Source organism: Neorhizobium galegae (genome assembly GCF_021391675.1).
Classification (GTDB): domain Bacteria; phylum Pseudomonadota; class Alphaproteobacteria; order Rhizobiales; family Rhizobiaceae; genus Neorhizobium; species Neorhizobium galegae_B.
This window is the reverse complement of record NZ_CP090096.1, coordinates 228135-252613: the sequence shown is the minus strand read 5'-3', so window position 1 is coordinate 252613 and position 24479 is coordinate 228135. Positions and strand designations below refer to the sequence as shown.

Here is a 24479-nt window from a genome sequence, read left to right as displayed (position 1 = left end):
GCAAGGCGGGACCATTGCTGATGGTGGGGGTCTTCCCGCATCACCATCATTGTTCACCGCTCGTGATTCGCATATCCGCCAGACGATCTATTTCCGCGTCCATATGGGGGAGAAAGCCGCGCCTGCCGCGGAACAGGAGCTTGTTGTGGACATGTCCACTCGGCACCACCGAAAGGAGCAGCCGGGCCTACCTCGTTTTCTCGATTTGAAATGATGCATTCCGCTCGATCTTATGGGCTATCCGAAGATGGCGTGGAGTTCTGAATGTTTTTGGTGGCAGTCGAGGACAGTGACGATTTTTTTGCTGAAGACATCAGGATTGAAAACGGAAGATTATACACACGTGTGAACGACGGTGTCCGGTCGTTTAAGTTGTCAAGCGTGCTGGAGGTCGTACCGGTCGAGCCGGAGAGCCGCAGTCCCGTCGAACGGATCGAGGATGTGGTCGCATCGATCAAAGATCTCTTTCGCATCGAGGTCGCCGGCACAGGACCGGATGCCGGAGAAGTCTCTTTCAGACCTTGAGGCGACTTCCCCGATGTCGCGAGGAAGCCGCTCGAGGGACTTAAGTAAGCCCGTCAGTCCACGGATTACTCCGCGCTGATATTGCCCTTTTCGATGACGTCCTTCCAGCGCGCCATCTCCTTGTTGAGATAGGTGCCGAATTCCTCGTTCGAATTGGCGACGACGTCGAAGCCCAGCTTGTTGAACTTGGCAACGACCTCGGGGTCCTTGAGCGACGCCTGGATCGCCTGGTTGAGTTTTGCCTTGACGTCGGCCGGCAGGCCCTTCTGGGGCTGCCACGCCCTGCCAGGCGTTGACGACGATATTGGTGTATCCGAGCTCGGTGAGCGTCGGCACGTTCGGCAGCAGCGGATGGCGTTTCTCGCCCGTCTGTGCGAGCGCCTTCATCTGCCCGCCCTGCACGAAATTGATGATCGCACCGAGGTTCTGGAAGGACACGTCCACATGGCCGCCGACGAGATCGGCCTGTGCCGCGGAGCCTCCCTTGTAGGGCACATGCACGCCCTTGGTGCCCGTCGCCTGCCAGAAGAGTGCGGCAGTCAGATGATCGGAAGAGCCGGTGCCGGAATTTGCGAAGGTGACGCTTTCCGGCTTTTCCTTCATCGCAGCCACGAGCTCCGGTACGCTGCCCGGCTTGAATTTCGGCGTGGCGACCAGGACATTGGGCGTGCTCACCGCGACCGTCAGGAGATCGAAGTCCTTCACCGGATCGTAGGAGAGCTTCTTTTGAAGATAGGGGTTGGTGGCGAAGGTGCCGAGCGAGGCGACCATCAACGTCTGGCCGTTGGCTTCGGCATCGGCGACCAGGCCTGCGCCGATCGCGCCGGTGGCGCCCGGCTTGTTTTCGACAACGATGTTCGCTCCCAATACCTTGGACATGTGCGGCTCCATGAACCGCGCAGTCGTATCGGTCGCGCCACCTGGCGGGAAGGGCACGATAATTGTGATCGGGCCGTCCGGGAATGCCTTGGCAACGCCTGCGGCAAGAGCGATGCCGAGGCTAAGCGAAATGGCGAGCAGTGTTTGTGCTTTCATGGTTCATCCTCCTCAATGATCCTTGACGCCGCTTCCTGGTGATGGCCGCCGCGGCGCAGGGCGGCCCTGTGGTTCTTTCGTCAGCGCACCAGGCACGGCCGCTTGTTGTCGAAGCGCCAGTCCTTGATGAGATATTGCATCGCGGTCGCGTCGTCGCGCGCGCCGAGCCCGTGCTTCAGGTAGAGTTGGTGGGCCTCCTCGACGCGCTCCATATCCAGCTCCACGCCGAGCCCCGGCCGATCCGGCACTGCGATATGTCCGTCCTCGATCTTCAGCGGCTCGCGGGTCAGCCGCTGTCCGTCCTGCCAGATCCAGTGGGTGTCGAGTGCGGTCACGCGTCCGGCGCGCTGCCGCGCCACATGGGTGAACATCGCCAGGGACACGTCGAAATGGTTGTTGGAATGCGAACCCCAGGTCATGCCGAAGGTCTGGCAGACCTGTGCGACGCGCACGGAGCCCTGCATGGTCCAGAAATGCGGATCGGCGAGCGGGATGTCGACCGATTGCAGCTGGATCGCGTGTGAGAGCTGGCGCCAATCGGTGGCCACCATGTTGGTGGCGGTCGGCAACCCGGTGGCGCGGCGAAACTCCGCCATGATCTCGCGGCCGGAATAGCCCTGCTCTGCGCCGCAGGGGTCTTCCGCATAGGCGAGCACGTCGCCGCGTCCCTTGCAGAGACGAACCGCCTCCTCCAGCGACCAGGCGCCATTGGGGTCGAGGGTGACGCGCGCTTCGGGGAAGCGGCGGGCGATGGCCGTCACCGCCTCGATCTCCTCGTCGCCTCGCAAGACGCCGCCCTTCAGCTTGAAGTCGCGAAAACCGTAGCGCTCCTGCGTTGCCTCGGCGAGCCGGACGATCGCTTCCGGCGTAATGGCCTCCTCGTCGCGCAGCCGCAACCATGCGTCGGTCTCGCCTTTGCCATCACGATAGAGGAGGTCCGTCTTTTGGCGATCACCGACGTAGAAGAGGTAACCGAGCATTTCGACGCGGTCGCGCTGCTGGCCGTTGCCGAGAAGGGCTGCCACCGGCACGCCGAGATGCTGGCCGAGAAGGTCGAGCAGCGCCGATTCCAGCGCCGTCACCACATGGATTGTCGTGCGCAGATCGAAGGTCTGCAGTCCGCGGCCGCCGCTGTCACGGTCGCCGAAAGTCTTGCGCACCTGGTCGAGCAGGCCGTTATAACCGCCGATCGTCTGGCTGATTAGAAGAGGGCCTGCTTCCTCGATCGTCCGGCGGATCGTCTCGCCGCCCGGAACCTCGCCGATGCCCACATGACCCGAATCGTCTTCGACGATCGCGAGGTTGCGGGTGAAGAAGGGAGCGTGCGCGCCGCTGAGGTTGAGCAACATACTGTCGCGTCCCGCAACCGGGATCGCCCGCACGGAAACGATGCGCGGCGTATGCCGGGCGAGATGGCTGTTTGCGGCGTGTGTCGACGAATTCGGCTCGATGAGCATCCGGTCCTCTGTCATGTCGGGCACTTCTCAGGTCATGCGGGTTTCAGGCCACCTCGGCGCGGCAATCCTCAAATAAGTCGCGCAGGCGAACTCATTTGTCAATATAAGTAAATATTAGTAATCGGTCGACCCACTTGGAAAGGGCGGATGCCGGGGATAGGATGTGGCGATGGATGAGATAATTCAGCAAACCCGCGCCGTTAAGGACCTGTCGTCGCATGTGCTCGCCCGGCTGGAAGCAATGCTGGAGGCGCCGGCCTGGCAGGGGGGCGGACGCTTGCCTCCGGAGGCGGAGCTTGCCCGGCAATTCGGCGTATCGCGTCCGGTGCTGCGAAAGGCGCTGGTGAAGATGCGCGACGCCGGCCGGATCATTTCCCGGCGAGGCTCGGCCAATTTCGTGCAACCTCGGGCGGATGTCGTGCCGTCGGCCGCCGACATTCAGGGGCTGTCGATCCAGACGGTGTTCGACATGAAGCGCTGCATGCGGTTTCGCCAGGTGGTGGAATGTGCGGCAGCGGAGGACGCGGCGCGGCTTTGCGATCCCGAAGGGATTCGCGGTATCGAGGAAGCGCATCGGCGGATGCTGACCCTGCCGCCCGGCGAGGGCGTCTTTGAAGCAGACTTCGCCTTTCACATGGCCGTGGCGCAAGCCACTCGCAACCCGTATTTCCCCTTTGCGCTCGGTACGATGCGCAACCAGATCAAGCTGATGATGGAGTTCACCCGCAAGCTGCAAGAACGGCCGCCCGACCAGGTGGCGCCGCGTGTCGTCGAAGAGCATCAACGCGTCCTTGACGCCATCAAGGCCGGCGACCCGGTGCAGGCACACGAAGTCATGAGTTTCCACATGAAGCAGAGCGTCATTCGACTTCTGGTCGAAGACGGCGCGTGAAGCGACATCAAGTCCCTGCGCGAAGGTACCCGGCGAAGTGGCCCGGTCGCAGGTGCTGTTGCTTCGTGCGGAGGTTCAGTCGAGCTTTTCCAGATAGGGCAGGTCATGCGGATGCACTTCGCGGGTTACCCGCGTGATGCGGTCGATCGCCCGCTGACGCGAAATCTGCAGGTGCTGTCGCAGCGAGGCCGCGGCGTCTGCCACCCTGCCGGCCTGAAGCCGCTCGTCTTGCCAAAAATCAAATGACGTCTAGTGTGCACACTAGACGTCAGACTGCTGACAAACCCTCGACACCCTTCCAATCGAGCAAGGATTCACGGAACGTCCCTGAATCGAAGCGTGAACGGATGGGAATCAAAGTCGCTGAATCGAAGTCCAAAGGGACTTTGTCAGCAAGCTGACGTCTAGTGTGCACACTAGACGTTTGTTGTGCGCCTGTGGAAGAGGTTCCCGAACCGGGTCGCCTATGGGCACGACGCTTTCGCCTGGCTTGCTGGGTCGGATCGACGAGGCGGCCGATCCCGAAGAGATGCGGCGCAGCTTCATTTCCCGTCAGCCGATAGGCCGGCTGGGCGCGGTGGAAGAGATGGCGGCGGCCGTTTTCTCTCCAGCGACGAAGCAGCATCCGTGACCGGCCAGATACTCGTGATCGACGAAGGACAGACGCTTTGAGCCAGACTTCAGCTACCGAGGATGCGGTCCGTGCGGAAATCGGCGATGTCGAGCGGTTCTGCCGCGCCGTTTTTCTCGCCGCCGGGACGGATGAGGCGACCGCGGATGCCGCGACCCGGGCGATGATGCATGGCTCGCGGCTCGGCGTGGACAGCCACGGGGTGCGCCTGCTTGACCATTATATCACCGCAATGACCGGCGGCCGGGTGAACAAGCGCCCGAACATCACGGTGACGCAGTCCGTGCCCGCGGTGGCCTTGCTCGACGCCGATCACGGCCATGGGGCGCTTGCCGCCTATCGCGCCATGGACAACGCGATCGAGCTTGCCGACACATGCGGCATCGGTGCCGTCTCGATCCGCAACAGCTCGCATTTTGGCCCGGCAGGCGCCTATGCGCTGGATGCGGCGCAGAGAGGGTATATCGGCGCCGCTTTCTGCAATTCGGACAGTTTCGTCCGTCTGCACGACGGAGCGATGCGGTTCCACGGCACCAATCCGATCGCGTTTGCCGTGCCTGTCGCCGGTCAAAGGCCCTGGCTGCTCGACATGGCGACGAGCGCCATTCCCTATAACCGCGTGAAGCTCTACCGCAGCCTCGGCCGAGAGCTTCCGGCGGGCGTCGCCTCGGATGTCGAGGGCCGCGACATCCGAGATCCGTCGCTGGCCGAGATGCTGGCGCCGGTCGGCGGCGAGTTCGGGTTCAAGGGCGCGGGGCTGGCGGGCCTGGTGGAAATCCTGAGTGCGGTTCTGTCGGGCATGCGGCTGAGCTTCGACCTCCTGCCGATGAACGGCCCGGATTTTTCCACGCCCCGCGCCCTTGGCGCTTTCGTATTGGCCATGAAGCCCGGCGCTTTCGTGCCCGAAGAGGTCTTCACCGCCGGCATGCAGCGTTATGTCGAGGTGTTGCGCTCTTCGCCGCCGCGCGAGGGCATGCGGGTGATGGCGCCGGGCGACCGCGAATGGATGGTCGCCGAAGAGCGTGAACAGCGTGGCGTTCCACTGGATCCGGCAACGCGCGAGGCGTTCGTGAAGCTTGGCGAACACTTCGGGTTGGAGACCCCCGCGCTTCTGCGGTTCTGAATGATCATGCCCCCAGGCCATAGCGGGGATGCGTGAGAGTTCGCTCGATACCACGGAGCTCCGCCAGCCCCTTGAGCCGCCCGATGGCGGGATAGCCCGGCTGCGCACCGCGGGTCAGGTCGTCGAGGATTTCCTGCCCGTGATCCGGTCGCATGGGGATGCGGTGATCCTCGCGGCCTTCCCCGCGCCGACGGGCCTCCTCCGAAAGCAGCGCGGCGATCACGGCAACCATGTCCGTTGCGCCTTCCAGGTGCTCGTCCTCGAAGAATGAGCAGGGGACCGTGTCGGTGTCCCGCGTCACATTCCGCAGATGCACGAAATGGATGCGGTCGGCAAAGCGCGAGGCGATAAAGGGCAGATCGTTATCGGCCCTTGCGCCGAGCGAGCCGGTGCAGAGCGTCACGCCATTGGCACGCGCGCCGACCTGATCCAGCATATGTGCGTAATCGGCTTGGGTCGACAGGATGCGCGGAAGGCCGAGCAGCGGCCAGGGCGGATCGTCGCCATGGGCGCAGATGTTGATGCCGGCCTCTTCCGCCACGGGCGTGACTTCCGTCAAAAAGTCGATGAGGTTCTGCTGCAGCCGTGCCCGGTCTATACCCTGGTAGGACCGAAGCTTTTCCAGCAGCTGATCGAGCGTATAGCCATCCGCCGAGCCCGGCAGCCCCGCCCCGATGTTCTTGCCCAGGGCTGCGATCTTCGCATCCGCCATTTTGGAAAACCGCTTCGCCGCGTCCTCCTGCAGCCATTCCGGATAATCACCGGAAGCGTCGGGACGTTTGAGGATATGGATATCGAAGGCGGCAAAATCGGTCAGGTCGAACCGCATGGCCTTGGCGCCATGGCGGGTGTCCCAGCGCAGGTCCGTGCGTGTCCAATCGAGGATCGGCATGAAGTTGTAACAGACCGTGCGGATGCCGGAGGCCGAGAGACGCCGCAGCGTTTCCTGCCAGTTGGCAATATGGCGCTTCCAGTCGCCGGTCTGCGTCTTGATGTCTTCAGAGACCGGAACACTCTCCACGACATCCCACACCAGGCCGCCGGCCCTGATCTCGTCGTGCCGCCTGGCGATCTCGTCGACCGGCCAGACCTCGCCGGTCGCAATGTGGTGGAGCGCCGAAACGATGCCTTCCGCGCCGGCCTGCGCGGCATCTCTTACGCTCACTTTGTCGATCGGGCCGAACCAGCGCCACGTATGTCTCATGTCCCGTCCTTCACGATTTTTTGGTCTGTCCGAATGTGATCTGCACCTTGCAGGCCTTGGAACGATCCGCAGCCTGCTCGAAAGCCGCGGTCACCGCATCAAACGGGAAGCTGTGCGAAATGATCGGCCGCACGTCGATGTGGCGCCTGGCGATCAGATCGACCGCCTCGGCGAATTCCGCATGGAAGCGCTGCGAGCCGCGCCAGACGATCTCCTTGCCGACCAGCGCATTGAGCGGGATGGTCATGTCACCGGTCACGCCGACCTGGACGAGGATGCCGCGCGGCCTGATCGCGGCAAATGCCGAGCGCAGGGCCGCACCTGAAGCCGAACATTCGAACACCACGTCGAAGCTGCCCTTGTTCTCCTGGAAAGGGAGAATCCCGTCCGGATTGGCAGCCACGTTGATCGTCTCGGTCGCGCCCATGGACGGCGCGCGCGACAGTGCCGCATCGGCCAGATCCGTCACCACGATCCTGGCCGCGCCCGCATGCCGGGCCGCGGCGACCGTCAGAAGCCCGATCGGACCCGCCCCCGTGACCAGCACGTCGCGACCCGACAGGTCTCCGGCCTGGGCGACAGCATGCAGGCACACGGCAAGCGGTTCCGCACAGGCGGCCTCGCCCGGCGTCACATCCTGTCCCACCGGATGGCACTGGATCGCCGGGACGACCAGCCTCTCGCGGAACATGCCGTTTTCGTGCGGCAGGCGCATCGCCGAGCCCATGAAACGCATATCGAGGCAATGGATCGGCTGGCCGGTCCGGCAGTATTGGCAATGGCCACACGGCTGCGACGGATTGACCGCAACCAGTTGCCCGAGCTCGAGCCCTAAAACCCCCGCGCCCAAGGCTTCGACGAAGCCGGAGGCCTCGTGGCCGGCGATGATGGGCTCGCGAACGCGAACTGGGCCGAAGCCACCATCCTGATAGTAATGCAGGTCCGAGCCGCAGATGCCGCCCGCCGCCATGGCCAGCAGCACCTCGCCCGGGCCGGGCATGCGGTAGTCAAGATCTTCGGTCCTGAGGTCACGGATACCGTGGAGACGAGCGACGCGCGTCTTCATGCTTGGATGCCTTTCCCTATCGGAGAGATCGTGCCCCGTACGCTTCAGACAGCCGTACGGGACCGGGTTTCAGCGGATCAGTCCCATCTCCGTCGGCAGCCAGAGGGTGATGGCCGGGATGAAGGTAATCAGCAGCAATGCGACGATGAGCGGCACCAGCCAGGGAATGATCGCCATCGTCGTGCGCTCGACGGACAGTCGCGCGACACGCGACAGAACGAAGAGCACCATGCCGAGCGGCGGATGCAGGAGGCCGATCATCAGGTTCAGCGTCATTATCAATCCGAAATGCACCGGATCGATATCGAACTGCTTGACCAGCGGCAGCAGGATCGGGACGAGGATGGTGATCGCCGCAATCGTATCGAGGAAGCAGCCGACGAACAGCATCAGCAGATTCACCAGGATGAGGAAGAGCCATTTGTTGCTGGTGACGGAGAGGATCGCATCCGACAGAAGCTGCGCCGTCTGGCTGACCGTCAAAAGCCAGGCAAACACGGAGGCTGCGGCCACGATGAACAGGACGGATGCCGTCGTTTCAATCGTGTCGAAGGTCGCCTTTGCTATCTTCCTGAATGTCATGGTCCGGTAGCGCACCATCCCGAGGAACAGTGACCAGAGAACGGCCGCGACGGCTGCTTCCGTCGGCGTAAACCAGCCCATGGTCATGCCACCGATCAGGATGACCGGGGTCATCAGCGCCATCACCGCGGAAAAGTTGAAATACCAGTCGCACATCAGCAGCACGGCCAGTGCAATGAAAATGGCAAGGTTGAGCGATAGGCCGAGCGTGAGCAGAACCCAGATGCCGGCCGGGACCATCATCACGACGAGGACCTCCGACGACGCGCCCATCAGGCCCCTGATGCTGAACGGGGCATCCGAGCCCCAGCGTTTGACATAGGCAAAGACCGCGACGGTGATCATCATCAGCACCGTCATGACGACGCCGGGCACGATGCCCGCCATGAACAGGGCGCCGATCGAGACATTCGCCATCATGCCGTAGATGACGAAGGGCAGCGATGGCGGAAAGATTGGCCCGAGCGTGGCAGAGGCCGCGGTAACGCCGACGGCCGCTTCCACCGGATAGCCGTGATCGCGCATGGCCTTGATCTCGATAGTGCCGATTCCCGCGGCATCTGCCAGTGCCGTGCCCGACATGCCGGAAAACACCACCGAGCCGATGATGTTCACCTGCGCGAGGCCACCCTTCATCCAGCCGACAAGAGAAACGGCGAAGGCGTAGATGCGGCCGGTGACGCCGGCGATATTCATCAGGTTGCCGGCGAGGATGAAGAACGGAACTGCCAACAGCGGAAAGCTTTCGACGCCGGCGATCAGTCGCTGCGCGGCAATGATGTCGGGCGCGACATCATAGAAGACAATGTACAGGACCGATGACACGGCCATGGAGACGGCGACCGGAAGTCCGATCAGCATCAGGACAAGAAACGAGCCTATGAGCAACAACATGGCGTCAGTCCTCCACGCTCTGGAAAGCTTCCGGTCGCTCCAGAACGGAGTAACCCCGGCGCATGTTGGCGATGAAGACCTGGATCGAGCGCAGCAGCATCAGCACGAAGGCGGCAAGCACGGAATAGAAGACGATGTTACGCGGCAGTTGCACCGTCACCATCTCCTCGTCCGCCACGATCTCCATGTAACGCCACATCAGCCATGATCCGTAGAGGAAGAAGCCGATGCGGATGAGATCCACCGCCGTCGCCATCACGCGGGTCAGGCGGGCGGGCAGATAATGATAGAGGACATCCACCTGGATATGCCGTGATGTGCGCACGCACATCACGGCGCCCAGAAACACCACGCCGATCAGGCAGTTGACGGCGATTTCCTCTGTCCAGGCATAACTGTTGTTGAGGACGTAGCGCGTGAAGAACTGGAGGAAGACGCAACCCGTCATCAGCCAGAAAAGGGCCAAGGTGATCCAGTCCTCGAAGGCATAGGTGCTGAGATCGGCCTCGGCCGGCGCCTCGTCGAATGTATGGGCAAGTTCTTCAGGCGTGACCTGGGTATGAATTTCCTGCGACGCTGACATCGATAGCATCCTGTCCGGATATGAACCTCACTGCGCCGGGAAAACGTTCGCCGGCCGGGCGAGCCGCCGCAGCCTTCGCAAAGGTGCGGCGAGCATGCCTGATGACCAGCCAACGGCAGGTCCCATGCGCAATGGAAGGAATTGTCGAACAGGCGCGGCCCGCAGACCGCGCCACGGCTTACTTGATTGCGCGGACTGCTTCCCAGTCGGCCTTTTCATAGCCGAACTCTTCGAGCTTGACCTTTTCGACGACGTTCTTCAGGAAGTCTGCCTTGTCGACTTCCGTCACGGTCAGGCCCTTCTTCTTGAACTCGTCGACCAGTTGCTTTTCACGGGCGTCGATCGATTTCGACGAGCGCACGCTGGCTTCCTGCGCGACGTCGGAAAAGATCTTCTTGTCCTCGTCGGACAGGCTGGTCCACAGCTTCTTTGAAAAGAGCGTGTTGAGGTGGTCAACGATATGGCCGGTCAGGACGATGTTCTTCTGCACCTCATAAAACTTCTTCGCCTCGATCGTGGTCAGCGGATTTTCCTGCGCGTCGACCGTACCATTCTGCAGGGCTAGGTAAACTTCGGCAAAGGCGATCGGCGTTGTATTGGCGCCGCAGGCCCGAGGCATGGCGAGGTAGGCCGGAACATCCGGCACGCGCATCTTCACGCCCTGAAGGTCGGCGCATTTGGAAATCGGCTTGTTGGATGTGGTGTGGCGCGTTCCGTAATAGGTTACGGCGGCGATATGGTTGCCGGTCTTGTCTTCATAGCCCTTGGCAAGGCGCTTGAAGATATCGCTCTTGGTATAGGCGATCAGATGGCTCGGATCGCGGAAGATATAGGGATAATAGGTGACGCCGATCGGCTTGTAATCGCGCGCCGCAAAACTGGAGCCGGAGATGATGATATCGACGGTGCCGAGCTTGAGGCCCTGGTTGATGTCGGCTTCTTTTCCAAGCTGTGAAGCGGGATAGACGTCGATCTTGTAGCGGCCATTGGTCCGCTTGGCGATCTCGCCGGCAGCCCAGACCGAGTCGGTGTGGAAAGGCTCGGATGTCTCATAGACATGAGCCCATTTCAGTACGGTCTCGGCATGCGCCGAAAGCGTCGATGCAACGATGACTGCGGCGGCGCCCAGCAATGTCTTCAGTCGGTGTTTCATTTTTTCCTCCCAGGTGAAACGGAACTGTATGGTCGATCCGGCCGCAATCGCGGACGGTCAGTCTTCTCTGGTCGGCTCCTCCCCGAAGCTTTCCGAGAATCTCTTTTGCGCCAGCGTCAGGTGACGACGCATGGCCTCGCGCGCCGCGGCGGGATCCCCCGCGGCAATGGCGTCACGTATGACACGGTGCTCCTCGAGCGCCAGCTTCCATGTGTGCGGTCCCTCGAAGTAGCTGGCGAGCTTCGTGAAATAGGGCGACATCCGCGTATCGTAGATCAGCCCCGTGAAGTGCTTCAGCGCCGAATTGCCGATAATGTCGGCGATCGCCGTGTGAAAATCGCGGTCGCAGGCAAGAGCGACCGGGCCGTCGTTCAGCGACTGCTCCATGCGCTCCAGCAGCAGATCGATGCGGGCGATACTGGCGGGCGTCACGAGCCGCGCGGCCTCTTCCGCGATGCCGCTTTCGATCAGGCAGCGCGCCTGAAGGATTTCGAGGGGGCCACCACCTTCGTCGTTTGGCAGGACACCGGTAGGCTGTTTCGGGGCGCTGCTGATGTAGACGCCGGATCCCATGCGGATCTGGATACGACCTTCGACCTCAAGCACGATCAGTGCCTCGCGGACTGTCGGCCGGGAAACCGAGAAACGCTCGGCAAGCTCCCGTTCGGGCGGAAGCCTCGAACCCGGCTTCAGCTCCCCCGTGTCGATCAGCACACGAATCTGCTCCGCGACCTGGCGATAAAGCCGGCGCGGCTCCAAAGCCACGAACATCGAACTCCTCCGAGCGCATCACTCCCTTGATGCGCAGGCGGTCAGATTGTCTGACCAATTTCTACTATGAGTTAATTGGAAAATCTGTCAAGCCGCAGATGGCCAAGAACTGGATTTCATTCTGCGCGCGGTGTTTCGGTTCTGAGCGCCGCTATCAGCATTTCCACGAATGCAGAGACTTTGGGCGGACGGAAGCGTGCCGCCGGATAGACCGTGAACACGCCGCCCGAGGGCAGCTGCCAATCGGGCAGGACGTGAATCAGGCGTCCACTGGCCAGTTCAGCGTTGGCGAGGAAGTCCGGCAGGACCGACAATCCGCCACCTTGCCTCGCAGCTTGCATGACCGCCGGCGTGGTATTGATCGCGATCGACGCCCTGAACCGCACCGTGAACGTCTCCTGATCGCCGCGCGTGAACGTCCATTCCAAAGGCTCTCGCAGCGCGTTGTTGGCAACAAAGGGCAGGGCGGTTAAATCGGCGAGCCCATCCAGTTCTGTTATTCTGCCGGCAAACTGAGGCGGACCGACCAGATATTGCTGAAACGAGCCGATCCGCCTGGCCTGCAGGCTTGAGTCGGCCAGCCAGCCGACACGAATGGCGAGGTCCATATTGTCGGCGACCAGATCGACCATCTTGTCGCTGAGGTTCAGTTCGACCTTGCAATCCAGATAGCGGGACGTGAAGGCGGTGACCACCGGCACGATGACCGAGGTGCCATAATCATAGGGCGCCGTGATCCTCAACAGGCCTTTGGGTTCTGACCTGGCCTGTGCCAGTTCCCCCAGGGCATCCTCGGCCTCTCTCAGGATCGATACGCATCGGGCGTGAAACACCCGGCCCGCCTCCGTCGGTTGGAGACGCCGCGTCGTGCGCATCAGCAACGTCGTGCCGACCTCCTGCTCGAGCCTCGCAACCTGCTGGCTGACGACCGCCTTGGTAATGCCGAGATACTCGGCCGCCCGGGTGAAGGATCCGGCATCGATGACAGCCACAAAATAGGCGAGCCGATTGAGGTTGGTCGCATCTTGCATGAAGGTTTCCCCTGTGATTGTCAGTTTTTAGCATACATTCTGTCGCGTTTGTTGGTCTTCCTGGTTCTATCTCGTCATGCCATCTGTGGCTTCACAAGGAGCGCGGCATGAGCGGCAAGATCCACATCCCCTATCACCTGGATCCGGTGCCGGGAGCAGACCGGCATCCATCAGGCTGCCAGCCCAGTCGTCCGTCATAACCTGAATTCCAGAAGCTGAACGCAACACCAGGAGACAGCCATGTTCACAAGGAGAACGATCATGAAAACCACTCTCGCCGCAGGTGCCACCGCCGTCTTTGCACCCGCGGGTCTCGGCCATGCCGCCACCGGCCTGACGTGGAAGCACTTTCCTGCCGGACAGAACGGTTTCTTCCGCAGTCCGGTCCTGGTCTCCGGCGCAACGGAAGCCATATTGATCGACGGCGGCTTCACGCTTGCCGACGGCAAGGCTGTAGCCGAGGCGATCAAGGCCACGGGCAAGACGCTCACCACGATCTATGTCAGCCAGTCCGATCCGGATTATTATTTCAGCCTTGGCCCGATCAAGGCTGCCTTCCCCGGTGCCAAGGTTATCGCGGCCTCGGCAACTGTCGCGGCCATCAGGAGCAGTGTCGAGAAGAAGCTTGCTGTTTGGGGGCCGCAGCTCAAGGAGAATGGCCCGCAGTCGCTGGCCGACGTCGTCATGCCGGAAATCTTTGACGGCAAGACGCTGACGGTTGACGGCGAAATCGTCGAGATCGTTGACGCGGAAGGCTTGTCCAATCGCCGCTATCTCTTCGTCCCGTCGCTGAACGCCGTGTTCGGCGGCGTGATGATCTTCAACGGTGTTCACGTCTGGACGGCCGACACCAACAGCGCGGAACTGCGGGCCGCTTGGATCGCCAATCTCGAGAAGATCGCTGCGCGCAAGCCAGCGATCGTGGTCGCCGGCCATATGACGCCGGAAGCACTGAGCGACCTCTCAGGCGTCGCCCATACCATCGCTTATTTGAAGGCGTTCGAGGAAGAACTGGCAAAGGCCAAGGGTTCGGCCGGCCTGAAGGCGGCGATGGAAGCACGCTTCCCGGGCCTCGGCATGGGCATCGCGCTCGACATTGGCTCCAAGGTCGCCACTGGCGAAATGAAGTGGGGCTGACCGGCAACGAGTGAAAATCTCGATCCCGTCCCGGCCATGATAGGGGGTAGGTGGTCTCAAGATAAGGGGTCGCAATCTTGTTGCGGCCCTGCATCCGAAGCCGCAGGATGTACCCGCGATCCCCTCTTGATCAGCATCAATCCAAGCAAAGCCGAGACGCCAGGCGTCTCGGCTCCACATCAACTCACGGCGACAAACTTCCAGCAGATTCCCAAAACCGCTGACCCGAGAAGCGTCGTGATGACCGAGAGGCCGAAGCGGAAGATGGATATGGCGGCGATGGCCGTCAAAACGAGCGAGGGCACAATGACCGAGCTCAAGACAGGAATATCCATAGACCACAGGCCCGCCGATATCTGCCGAACTTCGCCAAACAGGACGTGGAGGCCGAACCAGACCGCGAGGTTGAGGATCACGCCAACAACGGCCGCGGTAATTGCCGACATTGCCCCCGTCAGGGCGACGTTGCCCCGCATTTTTTCGATGAATGGTGCGCCAGCAAAAATCCAGAGGAAGCTTGGGAGGAACGTAACCCAGGTCGTCAGGACGGCGGCGAGGGTAGCTGCGGTCAGTGGATTGAGAGCTCCCGGATCACGATGGCCCGCCAGGAACCCGACAAATTGCGTGACCATGATCAATGGACCGGGTGTCGTCTCTGCCATGCCGAGGCCGTCGAGCATTTCACCCGGACGGAGCCAGCGGAACTGCTCGACGGCCTCCTGCGCGACGTAGGCGAGCACGGCATACGCACCGCCGAAGGTGACGACGGCCATCTGACTGAAAAATACGCCGATTTGCGAAAATACGTTGTCACGGCCGAGCGTCAGCAGCAGAACGACGACCGGAAGGAGCCACAGCGCCGCAAGGACGCCTGAGGTCTTCAGCGACCAGGCCAAGTTCGACCGTGCATGGAGGGGGATGTCCTCGCCGAGAACGGAGTCCCGATCTTCCAGGATTTTGCCCGAACCAGATTTGTGCCCGCCGCCGACCCTGAATGCAACGGCCCCGGCACGGCCACCAAGATATCCGATGGCACCCGCACCTATGATGATCAGCGGAAACGGCACGTGAAGGAAGAAGATCGCGACAAACGCGACAGCGGCAATCGCCATCATCACCTTGTTCTTGAGGGCGCGACTGCCGATTCGGAAGACCGCCTGAATGACGACTGCGAGAACGGCGCATTTCAGGCCGAAGAACATCCCCTCAATGACGGTCACGTCGCCGAAAAGGACGTATATGTAGCTCAGCGCCAGGATCGAGATGAAACCGGGTAGAACGAATAGAAGGCCGGCAATCATGCCGCCCTTCGTTTTGTTGAGCAGCCAGCCGATGTAGATGGCGAGCTGATGGGCCTCGGGACCAGGCAGAAGCATGCAATAGTTGAGGGCGTGAAGAAAACGGTGCTCTCCGACCCATCGTTTTTCGTCGACGATGATCCGGTGCATGACCGCGATCTGGCCAGCTGGACCGCCGAAGCTGAGTGCGGCGACCCGTGTCCAGACCTTGACTGCTTCGGAGAGAGGCACGACGTCGCCGCCAGCGACTGGCTGACTGACGATGAGGCTTTTTGCTATATCGGTCATGGCCGCTACCCCTTCCTCGGATTTGGCCAGTTATGTGTTTCCTCCGTGGCGTCGCGGCACCAGCGATACATCGCGTCATAGACCAACAGGCCTGCCTGCAGTTGCTCAAGGTCGTCGTTGAACATCCGTGACAATCCGAGCGAGATGGCCAGCAGGCCCTGCACTTCAGGGGCCAGCTCGGGTCGGGCCGTGTCGGCACCCCGCACAATGGTGGCGAGATGCAAAAGAGCGTCGCTCTTCAATCCGAACTCGTCGATCATCACGTCAAAGGTGCACAGTTCCCCGCGATGGCTCCAGAAGACGTCTTCGATGTCAAAGGGTGTCGCGTTGAAGCGGTCGCCCACCAGCGCGACTTCGCTGGCCGGAACGAACAGAAAGATCGCGGAAGGATCGACGAACCGCCGGATCAGCCAAGGACAGGCGATGCGGTCTATCTTTGGGCGGGACCTCGTCACCCAGACGGTACGTCCGCTTGCGTCACGCGTGGGAAGCCTGTCTTCGGGGACCAGCATGCCGTGGGCATCTCTCCATGCTTCGAAGCCTCCCTCGAGAGTCTCCGCTTGTTTCCCCATCGCCCGCAGGTGTGCCGCAACGCCATGGCCAAGCTTCTGTCCTCTCTGACAAAGAACGATGGCGGGGCCATTGATCTCGGGACCCCATTCGGCGATACGACGGAAATCACGCCGGACCGATCCGGGAATGAGGCGAGGATCGCTATCGAAGTCCTGATCGATCCGGACATCGATAATGGCTGGCAGGTTCGGGGTGCCAATGATGCGGGCAAGCTTGTCAGGTGTGATTTCTAGAAATGACGGCATAACGCGTCCTCCGTTCCAGCGGGTTTGTGGACGCGATTCTTCGGCCGTGGCCTCGTGGGGCGATCGCAACCCCATGGCAGAGAATTTGCCTCAGCCGATCCGGATGTCAAGCGTTTTGCGAAACTCGTCCGTCCGAACAGCGAGGTCCCCCAATTCCAATTCTCCTTAGGCACAAGCTGCTGAGACGTCTTCTCCCGCGACAACCTGGATATCCGCCGAGCAAGCCGTTCAGCCGCTTGTACCTTCGATCAATGTCATGGGCCAGATCACGCGGGGTGTCTGTCCAACGTAGTGTGACTGATAGGCTGGCATGACTGACAGCAGATGCTCCGCCAGGCTGATCCCCAGATCGCGAAGCGACAACGTAAAGCAGGTCAACGCCGGAGAGAGGAACTGGGTCTGAGGGCTGTAGCGACCGATAATCGCAATGTCCTTGCCCGGCTTGACGCCAGCGTCCTCAAGGCCTTTGTAGAGCCCTGTCACCAATATCTCATTGACCAGGACGATTGCCGACGGGCGTGGAGATCTGGATGCGATCTCGTGTGCCACAGCGTAGCCCCCCGCTTCGCTCGGTTTTGCCCGGAAGACATGATCCTCCCTGAGGACAAGCCCATGTTCTGCGAGCACCTCGCGGCATCGATCGGCGAACAGATAACCAAGGTTGAGATCGCCATGGGGCCAGATGATCCCGATGTCTCTGTGGCCCGCCTTCACCAGCCGTTTGATCGCGACCTCCGCCATCCCCTCGAAGTCCAGATCGATCCACGGCTGGCCGACATCGGTCAGGCTGCGGCCGAGCGAGATGAACGGAATGTCGTGCCGGTGCAGCAGTTCGAACCGTGCATCATTGCGCCGAGTGGCCGAGAGGATGATGGCATCCGCAAAACCGCGTGCCACGGTGCGTTGCAGATAGGCATAGGGATCTTCGTTGGAAGAGCAGAGCAGGGCGACGAGATCGAGCTTGTGGCGGCTAAGCACGGTCTGCACCCCGTCGAAGACGCTCATGAAGAAAGCGTCTCCCTGGCTGGTGATCTCAGGTCCTGTCTGCATCATGAAACCCACCACGCCGGTCGAGCCCTTGCGCAGCGAGCGGCCCGACTGGTTCGGCACATAACCCAGCTTCTCCGCCGCCGCCAGCACACGCCTGCGGGTTTCCGCATTTACATCCGCCTTTCCATTGAGCGCGCGGGAGACGGTGCCAATGGAGATATCCAGATAATCGGCAAGTTGGCGGATGCCTGTCACAGGGGGAGCCTTTCAAGGGTTCGACATACGACCGTAATCGTTTTCGGAAGCAGTATTGACAAAAAAATCGATGTGTTCATAGTACCGTAAACGTTTACGGTTGCACAGGAGGTGTCGTGCCGTAAACATTGCATGGGAGGATGTCGGTGACATACAAGGTCGTTTTGTGTGGCTGCGGAGCCATGGCCAAAGGGTGGCTGCGTGCGCTCCAATCCACACCGAAGCTGAGGCAAGCACTGACTGTCGTGGGTCTCGTCGATCTCGATGTGTCGGTCGCGCAGGCCTTGGCCGCGGAGTTTTCTCTTCAGCCCGTTTCTATCGGATCCGATCTCGCCACCGTGCTGAGCGAAACCGGTGCGGACATCGTGTTCGACGTCGTCATTCCCGCCGCCCGCCATTCCGTCGTGAAAGCCGCGCTTTCCCACGGATGCCATGTGCTGAGCGAAAAACCCATGGCCACCTCGATGGAGGAGGCGACAGACCTCATCCGCGCCGCCGAGGCTGCCGGGCGCATTCATTCCGTCGTGCAGAACCGGCGTTTCATTTCCGGTGTGCGGCGCATGCGACGCTTCGTCGAGAGCGGCGCGATTGGCGATATCACCGCGATCCATTGCGATTTCTTCATCGCGCCGCATTTCGGCGGCTTCCGGGAGCAGATGGACAATGTCCTGCTTCTGGACATGGCGATCCACACCTTCGATGCGGCCCGTTTCGTCTCCGGCAAGACGCCGCTTTCCGTCTACTGCCTGGAAACGAATCCGCCCGGCTCCTGGTATGCCCACGGCGCCAGCGCCAATGCCGTATTTCAGTTCTCCGACGACGTGGTTTTCACCTATCGCGGCTCCTGGTGCGCGGAAGGCCAGCGCACCAGTTGGGAAAGCGAATGGCGCATTGTCGGCTCGAACGGAATGCTGACCTGGGACGGCGAAGACGCCTTCCGCGCCTCCGTTGCGGGAAGCGACAGCGGCCTGCTGCGCGGGGCGATACCGATCGAGGTTCTGCCGCCCGTCCGGGAGGAGGAAACCCACGGCCATGCCAGCGTCATCGCCGATTTCCTCTCGGCGATCGAAACCGGGGGCGTGCCGGAAACCGCGGGACAGGACAACATCAAGAGCCTTGCCATGGTGTTTGGCGCGATTGAAAGCGCCAGGTCCCGGCAAACCATCGACCTTGCAGCATAAGGGCCAGCAATATGACCGGACAGGTAAACCATTCCATCCGCATCGGCACCATGGTCAGCGCCACGAAAGGGCAGGCGGCCGAGCGGATTTCCCAGATTGCCGATATGGGCTTTGAAAGCTTCCAGCCATTTTTCTGGCAGACCACCAACGGGCAGGACATCGCCGAGCTTGGCAAGCGTTGCCGCGACGCGATCGGTTCGCGGGACATTACCATCTCCACCATCGGCATGTTCGGCAATCCGCTGGAAGAAACGGACCTCGATCTCCAGACGCTTCAGGGCTGGAAGGATTGCATCGACAACGCCCACCACTTCGGCGCCACCTGCGTTGCGGGCTTCACCGGGCGCATCCGTAACAGGCCGCTGACGGAAAGCCTGCCACGTTACCGGCAAATCTGGAGCGAGCTTGCCCGCCGCGCCGCCGACAAGGGCATCCGCATTGCCTTTGAAAATTGCGCCATGGATGGCAACTGGGCAACCGGCGACTGGAACATCGCCCATAACCCCGATGCCTGGGAACTCATTTTCAACGAGACGCCGGACGAGCATATCGGGCTTGAATGGGAGCCTTGCCACCAGATGGTCTATCTCATCGAGCCCTTGCCGCAAATCCACAAATGGACACAGCGGATTTTCCACGTCCACGGCAAGGATGCCACCATCCGCTGGGACGTGATCCGCGAGCACGGCATCTTCGGAAAACATCCCTTCGTTTTCATGCGCACGCCGGGTTTTGGCGACAGCAACTGGACCGACATTATTTCGGAACTGCGGCTGGCCGGCTGGTCGGGCTCCATCGACATCGAGGGATGGCACGATCCCGTCTATCGGGATGCATTGGAAATGACGGGCCAGATCCACGCCTTGAACCATCTGAAACAGGCAAGGGGCGGCACATTCGTCGTCGATCCGGTCTGATGCGCAGGCCGGCTGGACAGAGAAGGAGCTCTGCGCCGGCCGGATAAGAAGTGAGGATAACCAAGAAGGAGGAGAACCATGGGTATCCGCAGGACTATGATTTCCATTGCATTGGCTCTGGCCAGTGCGTCACTTGCCGGCACGAGCGCGAAAGCGGAGGATGTGAAACTCGTTCTCTGGTCGCTGGACCGCGATATCCAGCCCGCGCCGAACCTCATCAAGGAATTCAACGCGCAGAAGAACGGCATCCAGATCGAATATCGCCAGCTTCAGTTCGACGACGTGGTGAGCGAGGCGATGCGCGCCTATTCCACGGGCAAGGCACCGGACATCATTGCCATCGACAATCCCAACCATGCGATGTTCGCCTCCCGCAAGGCCTTTCTGGATCTGACCGACATGATCCGGCAATCCAAGGTCATCAAGCCGGAAAACTATTTTCCCGGCCCGCTGAAATCGGTGACCTGGGACGAAAAATATTACGGGGTGCCGAAGGCGACCAACACGATTGCGCTTTATTACAACAAGGATCTGTTCAAGGCCGCAGGTCTCGATCCCGAAAAGCCGCCGCAGACTTGGACCGAACTGGTGGCGACGGCGAAAAAGCTCACCAATCCCGCAAAGAACATCTACGGACTCACCTTTTCCGCCAAGGCCAACGAGGAGGGCACTTTCCAGTTCCTGCCCTGGGCGCAGATGGGCGGCGCCACCTATAAAACGATCAACAGCGACGGTGCCGTCAAGGCTCTTTCGGTCTGGAAGCAGATGCTGGATGAAAAGCTGGCATCGCCGGATACGCTCACCCGAAGCCAATGGGATTCGACGGCCACCTTCAATGCCGGAAATGCGGCCATGGCGATTTCCGGTCCCTGGGAAATCGACCGGATGTTGAGCGATGCCAAATTCCAGTGGGGCACCGCGCTTCTGCCGGTGCCGAGCGAGGGCGCTCAGCGTTCATCCGCCATGGGCGACTTCAACTGGGCGATCTTTTCCAGCACCAAGCATCCGAAGGAGGCCTTCAAGGCCCTGGAATTTTTCGCGTCCAAGGATGTGACCATGTACAAGGATTTCGGCCAGCTTCCGGCCCGGTCCGACCTTCCGGTTCCGCCGACGGGCAATGCCCTGAAGGATTCAGCGCTCGCGACCTTCGTGGAACAGCTGAAATATGCGCAGCCTCGCGGCCCTTCGCCGGAATGGCCGAAAATCTCGAAAGCCATCCAGGACGCGATACAGGCAGCCCTGACAGGCCAGATGGAGCCGAAGGCCGCGCTCGATCAGGCGTCTGCGAAGATCAAGTCGATCGGGGGCTGAGGCCGCCGCCATCCGCAGTGACGGCCCGGCACCCACCGCCGGGCTGTCATCCAGGCTTCAGCGAGGTTCCGATGAAAAGAGTGTTCTCCAGCATCACGGATGGCCGTGGCTTCGACCTTGTTCTGGTCGGGGTGCCCTTCACGTTTCTCCTGGCGCTGTCAGGACTTCCGCTGCTCTACAACATCCTGATGAGCTTTCAGGAAGTGGATATGTTCAGCCTTGGCAGCGTCATCCGGCCTTTCGTCGGCTTCAAAAACTATGTGGACCTGTTCACCCAGCCTGAAACCATGTCCATCCTCAGGAACACGATTGTCTTCGTGGTGGGGTCGATCACGGGGCAGTTCCTCGTCGGCTTTGCGCTCGCCTTGTTCTTCTGGATCAATTTTCCCGGCGCATCCTGGCTGCGGGGCCTGTTTCTGGTTTCCTGGGTCATGCCTGGCCTCGTCGTCGGAGCCATCTGGAACTGGATCCTGTCGGGCGATTTCGGCGTACTCAATTTTCTGTTGCAGCAAACCGGCCTCATGAGCGGCAATATCTTCTGGCGGTCTGACCCGAATTTTTCGCTTTGGGCGGTCATCCTGGCCAATATCTGGCTTGGCACCTCCTTCAACATGATCCTGCTCGCCACCGGTCTTTCCGCCATTCCGGCAGATCTCTACGAAGCGGCGGAAATGGATGGCGCCAATGCCTGGCAGCGCTTCTGGACCATCACTCTGCCGATGATGCGCTCCACCATCGGCGCCATCATAGCGCTCGGCCTGATCTTCACCCTGCAACAGTTCGATCTGTTTGCCGCGATTACCGACGGGGGCCCGAACAATTCCTCCAATGTCGCACAATACTGGGCTTGGGATCTTTCCTTCCGGCAATATGATTTCGGCAAGGGTGCCACCATTTCCGTCATCATGACCGTCTTCGTGATGTTTGCCGCAACCGTCTATGTCCGCTCCACACGTCACGAGGTGCGCGGATGAGTGACAATGCACGCAACCGGCTGCTGCTCGCCCTGTCCATCGTGATGGCGGCGATCTATCTCTTCCCGCTCTACTGGATGTATGTGACAGCGCTGAAAAGCGGCTCGGAAATGTTTGCCACGCCGCCCAGCTTCTGGCCCTCGTCTGCCCAATGGAGCACCTTCGCCTATGTCTGGGAAAGCCGGAACATGGGCCGCTACCTTTGGAACTCCACGGTCATCGCCTTCGGTGCGGTAGCCCTGATCGCAATCCTGGGCACCGGCTGTGCCTATGTGCTGGCGCGCTACCGCAACATCTGGGTGGATATCGGGCTTTTCCTGATCCTGATGTTTCAGGTTCTGCCCGCCTCGCTGATGATAACGCCGATCTTCGTGGGCTTTTCTCAACTGGGGCTGCTCGAATATCCGCGCTTTGCCGTTACCCTCGCCATTACCGCCAAAAGCATGCCCTTCTTTGTCGTGCTTGTGCGCGCAACCTTCATGGCCGTGCCGATGGAACTGGAAGAGGCGGCGCTGGTGGATGGCAATTCCCGCATCGGTGCCTTCTTCAACATCGTTCTGCCACTGGCGCGCAACGGCATTCTGGTCAGCGCCATCCTCATCTTCATGCAGGCCTTCGGCGAATTCGTCTATTCCAAATCGATGATCCAGGACATCCAGCTCCAGCCCGCCAGCGTCGGGCTCAATTCCTTCATGGGGCCGAACACCAGCGAGTGGAACAACATCATGGCCTACGCCACCATGTATGTGACGCCCATCCTCGCCATCTTCGTTCTCTTGCAGCGCCGCATCGTGTCCGGACTCACATCGGGAGCCTTGAAATGACCCACCAAATCGAACTCTCGGCCGTCAACAAATATTACGGTGCCTATCACGCGCTGAAGGATATCGATCTTTCCATTCGGAAGGGTTCGTTCGTCGCACTGGTCGGCCCGTCCGGCTGCGGCAAGTCCACGCTGCTGCGCTCGCTGGCGGGGCTCGAGACCATATCGAGCGGCGACCTTATCATCGCCGGAAAACGCATGAACGGGGTGCCGCCCCGAAAGCGGGATCTGGCCATGGTGTTCCAGTCCTATGCGCTTTACCCGCATATGACCGTCGAACAGAACCTGACCTACAGCCTGAAGATCAACGGGGTCGGAAAGGCGGAGAGGAAAAGAGCGGCCGAAGATGTCGCGGCCATTACCGGATTGTCGAACCTGCTGCACCGATATCCACGGGAACTGTCGGGGGGACAGCGTCAACGCGTCGCGATGAGCCGTGCCATCATCCGCAACCCCCAGGCCTTCCTTTTTGACGAACCGCTGTCGAACCTCGACGCAGCACTGCGTGTCCACATGCGCAAGGAGATCAGGGCACTGCATGATCGCCTCGGCGCAACCTCGGTCTATGTGACCCATGACCAGGTCGAGGCCATGACGATGGCCGATCATGTCGTCGTGATGCGCAATGGCGTCATCGAGCAGCAGGGCAGGCCGCTCGATCTATACGACCGGCCGAGCAATCGCTTCGTCGCCGGCTTCATCGGCTCGCCGGCGATGAATTTCATTCCGGCGCGATCGACGCCTGACGGTAGAGCCCTTGTTCTTGATCTTGCCGAGCCGCAAACCATTCCATTCGATTGTCCGCTGCCTGCGGAGCGCGCCTTGATCGTCGGCATCCGCCCGGAGCACCTTACTTTAGCCGCGGCTGACGCCGCCGGCTTCAAGGTGGACGTCGGGGCAGTTGAAACGACCGGCGCGGTGACGTTCATCACAACTGCCACCACGCCTGAGATTGTCATTGCCTTGAACGGCAGGAGTGTGGTGGTGGCGGGCGAAACTATTCGGCTGACGTTTTCCGGAGACTATGTCCATCTGTTCGACGCCGGGACTGAGCAGCGTATCAAATGATCGCCTCCGCGCGCTCACCTTGACACCAGAGGTCCCCAGTTCCGATACAAAATGTAAGCGGCGACCACGAGTACGAGGGCGGCGAACAGGCGGTTGAGGGCGGTCTTGTAGGCACTGAGCCGTGTGGCGAAGAGCATGCCGAGCACGCCTCCGACGATGCCGCCGCCGATGAACTCGGTGGCGAGCCTCCAATCCACCAGGCCTGAACTGGCATAGTTGAGGGCCGTCGCCAGCCCGAACGCACCGACGGAGAGGAGCGAGGTGCCGATCGCGTTGATCATCGGCATGCCCGTCGCCAGCATCAGGCCCGGAACGATCAGGAAGCCCCCACCGATGCCGAAGAAGCCGGAGGCAGCGCCCGGCGAGCGCCACGGCTGCTGTTGAGAGACACTCCTGAGGTCGACGGGGCGGCCCTCCACCGCCATAGCCTTCCTGGGCTTCAGCATCAGGATGCCGACGACGATCATGAGGA

At 61.1% G+C, this 24479-nt stretch carries 24 protein-coding genes and 1 pseudogene; 11 read left to right on the top strand and 14 right to left on the bottom strand.

Annotated elements, in window-relative coordinates:
* Nucleotides 1-264: 264 nt before the first annotated feature.
* Nucleotides 265-525, top strand: a complete 261-nt coding sequence (locus LZK81_RS29480) for a hypothetical protein (RefSeq protein ID WP_046606486.1) — start codon at nt 265-267, stop codon at nt 523-525.
* Between the two features lie 65 nt (nt 526-590).
* Here LZK81_RS29480 and LZK81_RS29475 read toward each other — a convergent pair.
* Nucleotides 591-1560: pseudogene (locus LZK81_RS29475) on the bottom strand (Bug family tripartite tricarboxylate transporter substrate binding protein).
* A gap of 80 nt (nt 1561-1640) precedes the next feature.
* Nucleotides 1641-3017 carry a glucarate dehydratase gene (gene gudD, locus LZK81_RS23985; RefSeq protein ID WP_233957863.1) on the bottom strand — a complete coding sequence of 459 codons (1377 nt, stop codon included), beginning with the start codon at nt 3015-3017 and terminating at the stop codon, nt 1641-1643.
* Between the two features lie 169 nt (nt 3018-3186).
* Here gudD and LZK81_RS23980 point away from each other — a divergent pair, with 169 nt between their 5' ends.
* The gene (locus tag LZK81_RS23980; protein WP_233957559.1) at nt 3187-3909 is read left to right on the top strand and encodes a FadR/GntR family transcriptional regulator; all 723 of its coding nucleotides are present in this window, start codon (nt 3187-3189) and stop codon (nt 3907-3909) included.
* Between the two features lie 75 nt (nt 3910-3984).
* Here LZK81_RS23980 and LZK81_RS29280 read toward each other — a convergent pair whose 3' ends face one another.
* Nucleotides 3985-4113, bottom strand: coding sequence for a hypothetical protein (locus LZK81_RS29280; RefSeq protein WP_267967625.1), 129 nt, complete (start codon nt 4111-4113; stop codon nt 3985-3987).
* A gap of 262 nt (nt 4114-4375) precedes the next feature.
* On the opposite strand from LZK81_RS29280, the gene LZK81_RS23975 reads away from it, so the two are divergent.
* Nucleotides 4376-4540 carry a hypothetical protein gene (locus tag LZK81_RS23975; RefSeq protein ID WP_233957558.1) on the top strand — a complete coding sequence of 55 codons (165 nt, stop codon included), beginning with the start codon at nt 4376-4378 and terminating at the stop codon, nt 4538-4540.
* Between the two features lie 37 nt (nt 4541-4577).
* Nucleotides 4578-5663 (top strand): Ldh family oxidoreductase, encoded by a 1086-nt coding sequence (locus tag LZK81_RS23970; protein WP_233957557.1) that lies wholly within the window; start codon nt 4578-4580, stop codon nt 5661-5663.
* A gap of 4 nt (nt 5664-5667) precedes the next feature.
* Here LZK81_RS23970 and uxuA read toward each other — a convergent pair whose 3' ends face one another.
* The 7 genes from uxuA to LZK81_RS23935 all read right to left on the bottom strand — a co-directional run bounded on the left by uxuA (nt 5668) and on the right by LZK81_RS23935 (nt 12947).
* A complete protein-coding gene (gene uxuA / locus LZK81_RS23965; RefSeq protein WP_233957556.1) occupies nt 5668-6867 on the bottom strand; it encodes a mannonate dehydratase in 1200 nt (399 codons plus the stop codon).
* A 10-nt stretch (nt 6868-6877) separates the two neighbouring features.
* Nucleotides 6878-7933 (bottom strand): L-idonate 5-dehydrogenase, encoded by a 1056-nt coding sequence (locus tag LZK81_RS23960; RefSeq protein WP_233957555.1) that lies wholly within the window; start codon nt 7931-7933, stop codon nt 6878-6880.
* A gap of 69 nt (nt 7934-8002) precedes the next feature.
* Entirely contained in the window at nt 8003-9409 is a 1407-nt protein-coding gene (locus LZK81_RS23955; RefSeq protein WP_233957554.1) for a TRAP transporter large permease, read from the bottom strand.
* Between the two features lie 4 nt (nt 9410-9413).
* Nucleotides 9414-9992 (bottom strand): TRAP transporter small permease, encoded by a 579-nt coding sequence (locus LZK81_RS23950; RefSeq protein ID WP_370649311.1) that lies wholly within the window; start codon nt 9990-9992, stop codon nt 9414-9416.
* Between the two features lie 178 nt (nt 9993-10170).
* Nucleotides 10171-11145: a sialic acid TRAP transporter substrate-binding protein SiaP gene (locus tag LZK81_RS23945; protein WP_233957553.1), complete on the bottom strand. Its 975-nt coding sequence runs from the start codon at nt 11143-11145 to the stop codon at nt 10171-10173.
* A 57-nt stretch (nt 11146-11202) separates the two neighbouring features.
* On the bottom strand, nt 11203-11916 hold the full coding sequence (locus LZK81_RS23940) for a FadR/GntR family transcriptional regulator (RefSeq protein WP_046606469.1): 714 nt from the start codon (nt 11914-11916) through the stop codon (nt 11203-11205).
* Between the two features lie 116 nt (nt 11917-12032).
* On the bottom strand, nt 12033-12947 hold the full coding sequence (locus LZK81_RS23935) for a LysR family transcriptional regulator (protein ID WP_233957552.1): 915 nt from the start codon (nt 12945-12947) through the stop codon (nt 12033-12035).
* Between the two features lie 240 nt (nt 12948-13187).
* Between LZK81_RS23935 and LZK81_RS23930 the strand changes: the two genes are divergently transcribed.
* Nucleotides 13188-14084, top strand: a complete 897-nt coding sequence (locus LZK81_RS23930; RefSeq protein ID WP_233957551.1) for an MBL fold metallo-hydrolase — start codon at nt 13188-13190, stop codon at nt 14082-14084.
* A 179-nt stretch (nt 14085-14263) separates the two neighbouring features.
* Here the strand turns inward: LZK81_RS23930 and chrA are convergent, their stop codons facing one another.
* The 3 genes from chrA to LZK81_RS23915 form a co-directional block, all read right to left on the bottom strand.
* On the bottom strand, nt 14264-15670 hold the full coding sequence (gene chrA, locus LZK81_RS23925; RefSeq protein ID WP_233957550.1) for a chromate efflux transporter: 1407 nt from the start codon (nt 15668-15670) through the stop codon (nt 14264-14266).
* A gap of 5 nt (nt 15671-15675) precedes the next feature.
* Nucleotides 15676-16488: a chromate resistance protein ChrB domain-containing protein gene (locus tag LZK81_RS23920; RefSeq protein WP_233957549.1), complete on the bottom strand. Its 813-nt coding sequence runs from the start codon at nt 16486-16488 to the stop codon at nt 15676-15678.
* Nucleotides 16489-16716: 228 nt separating this feature from the next.
* Nucleotides 16717-17733, bottom strand: a complete 1017-nt coding sequence (locus tag LZK81_RS23915; RefSeq protein WP_233957548.1) for a LacI family DNA-binding transcriptional regulator — start codon at nt 17731-17733, stop codon at nt 16717-16719.
* Nucleotides 17734-17879: 146 nt separating this feature from the next.
* Here LZK81_RS23915 and LZK81_RS23910 point away from each other — a divergent pair, with 146 nt between their 5' ends.
* From LZK81_RS23910 to LZK81_RS23885, 6 genes are all read left to right on the top strand, one after another.
* Nucleotides 17880-18914 carry a Gfo/Idh/MocA family protein gene (locus LZK81_RS23910; RefSeq protein WP_233957547.1) on the top strand — a complete coding sequence of 345 codons (1035 nt, stop codon included), beginning with the start codon at nt 17880-17882 and terminating at the stop codon, nt 18912-18914.
* Nucleotides 18915-18925: 11 nt separating this feature from the next.
* A complete protein-coding gene (locus LZK81_RS23905; protein ID WP_233957546.1) occupies nt 18926-19831 on the top strand; it encodes a sugar phosphate isomerase/epimerase family protein in 906 nt (301 codons plus the stop codon).
* 78 nt (nt 19832-19909) lie between these two features.
* A complete protein-coding gene (locus LZK81_RS23900) occupies nt 19910-21142 on the top strand; it encodes an ABC transporter substrate-binding protein (protein ID WP_233957545.1) in 1233 nt (410 codons plus the stop codon).
* A gap of 71 nt (nt 21143-21213) precedes the next feature.
* Entirely contained in the window at nt 21214-22116 is a 903-nt protein-coding gene (locus LZK81_RS23895; protein WP_046606457.1) for a carbohydrate ABC transporter permease, read from the top strand.
* A complete protein-coding gene (locus LZK81_RS23890; RefSeq protein ID WP_046606456.1) occupies nt 22113-22940 on the top strand; it encodes a carbohydrate ABC transporter permease in 828 nt (275 codons plus the stop codon). Before LZK81_RS23895 ends, LZK81_RS23890 begins: the two co-directional genes overlap by 4 nt.
* The gene (locus LZK81_RS23885; protein WP_233957544.1) at nt 22937-24007 is read left to right on the top strand and encodes an ABC transporter ATP-binding protein; all 1071 of its coding nucleotides are present in this window, start codon (nt 22937-22939) and stop codon (nt 24005-24007) included. Before LZK81_RS23890 ends, LZK81_RS23885 begins: the two co-directional genes overlap by 4 nt.
* A 14-nt stretch (nt 24008-24021) precedes the next feature.
* Here the strand turns inward: LZK81_RS23885 and LZK81_RS23880 are convergent, their stop codons facing one another.
* Nucleotides 24022-24474, bottom strand: a complete 453-nt coding sequence (locus LZK81_RS23880; protein ID WP_233957543.1) for a sulfite exporter TauE/SafE family protein — start codon at nt 24472-24474, stop codon at nt 24022-24024.
* Nucleotides 24475-24479: the final 5 nt, after the last annotated feature.

What these genes read in the sequence shown, in the direction of transcription:
- LZK81_RS23885 (WP_233957544.1), top strand. Translation starts at nt 22,937, where the DNA reads ATGACCCACCAAATCGAACTCTCGGCCGTCAACAAATATTACGGTGCC.
- LZK81_RS23920 (WP_233957549.1), bottom strand. Translation starts at nt 16,488, where the DNA reads ATGCCGTCATTTCTAGAAATCACACCTGACAAGCTTGCCCGCATCATT.
- LZK81_RS29480 (WP_046606486.1), top strand. Translation starts at nt 265, where the DNA reads ATGTTTTTGGTGGCAGTCGAGGACAGTGACGATTTTTTTGCTGAAGAC.
- chrA (WP_233957550.1), bottom strand. Translation starts at nt 15,670, where the DNA reads ATGACCGATATAGCAAAAAGCCTCATCGTCAGTCAGCCAGTCGCTGGC.
- LZK81_RS23905 (WP_233957546.1), top strand. Translation starts at nt 18,926, where the DNA reads ATGACCGGACAGGTAAACCATTCCATCCGCATCGGCACCATGGTCAGC.
- LZK81_RS23950 (WP_370649311.1), bottom strand. Translation starts at nt 9,992, where the DNA reads ATGTCAGCGTCGCAGGAAATTCATACCCAGGTCACGCCTGAAGAACTT.
- LZK81_RS23940 (WP_046606469.1), bottom strand. Translation starts at nt 11,916, where the DNA reads ATGTTCGTGGCTTTGGAGCCGCGCCGGCTTTATCGCCAGGTCGCGGAG.
- LZK81_RS23960 (WP_233957555.1), bottom strand. Translation starts at nt 7,933, where the DNA reads ATGAAGACGCGCGTCGCTCGTCTCCACGGTATCCGTGACCTCAGGACC.
- gudD (WP_233957863.1), bottom strand. Translation starts at nt 3,017, where the DNA reads ATGCTCATCGAGCCGAATTCGTCGACACACGCCGCAAACAGCCATCTC.
- LZK81_RS23955 (WP_233957554.1), bottom strand. Translation starts at nt 9,409, where the DNA reads ATGTTGTTGCTCATAGGCTCGTTTCTTGTCCTGATGCTGATCGGACTT.
- LZK81_RS23980 (WP_233957559.1), top strand. Translation starts at nt 3,187, where the DNA reads ATGGATGAGATAATTCAGCAAACCCGCGCCGTTAAGGACCTGTCGTCG.
- LZK81_RS23930 (WP_233957551.1), top strand. Translation starts at nt 13,188, where the DNA reads ATGTTCACAAGGAGAACGATCATGAAAACCACTCTCGCCGCAGGTGCC.
- LZK81_RS23880 (WP_233957543.1), bottom strand. Translation starts at nt 24,474, where the DNA reads ATGATCGTCGTCGGCATCCTGATGCTGAAGCCCAGGAAGGCTATGGCG.
- uxuA (WP_233957556.1), bottom strand. Translation starts at nt 6,867, where the DNA reads ATGAGACATACGTGGCGCTGGTTCGGCCCGATCGACAAAGTGAGCGTA.
- LZK81_RS23900 (WP_233957545.1), top strand. Translation starts at nt 19,910, where the DNA reads ATGGGTATCCGCAGGACTATGATTTCCATTGCATTGGCTCTGGCCAGT.
- LZK81_RS23890 (WP_046606456.1), top strand. Translation starts at nt 22,113, where the DNA reads ATGAGTGACAATGCACGCAACCGGCTGCTGCTCGCCCTGTCCATCGTG.
- LZK81_RS23895 (WP_046606457.1), top strand. Translation starts at nt 21,214, where the DNA reads ATGAAAAGAGTGTTCTCCAGCATCACGGATGGCCGTGGCTTCGACCTT.
- LZK81_RS23945 (WP_233957553.1), bottom strand. Translation starts at nt 11,145, where the DNA reads ATGAAACACCGACTGAAGACATTGCTGGGCGCCGCCGCAGTCATCGTT.
- LZK81_RS23935 (WP_233957552.1), bottom strand. Translation starts at nt 12,947, where the DNA reads ATGCAAGATGCGACCAACCTCAATCGGCTCGCCTATTTTGTGGCTGTC.
- LZK81_RS23975 (WP_233957558.1), top strand. Translation starts at nt 4,376, where the DNA reads ATGGGCACGACGCTTTCGCCTGGCTTGCTGGGTCGGATCGACGAGGCG.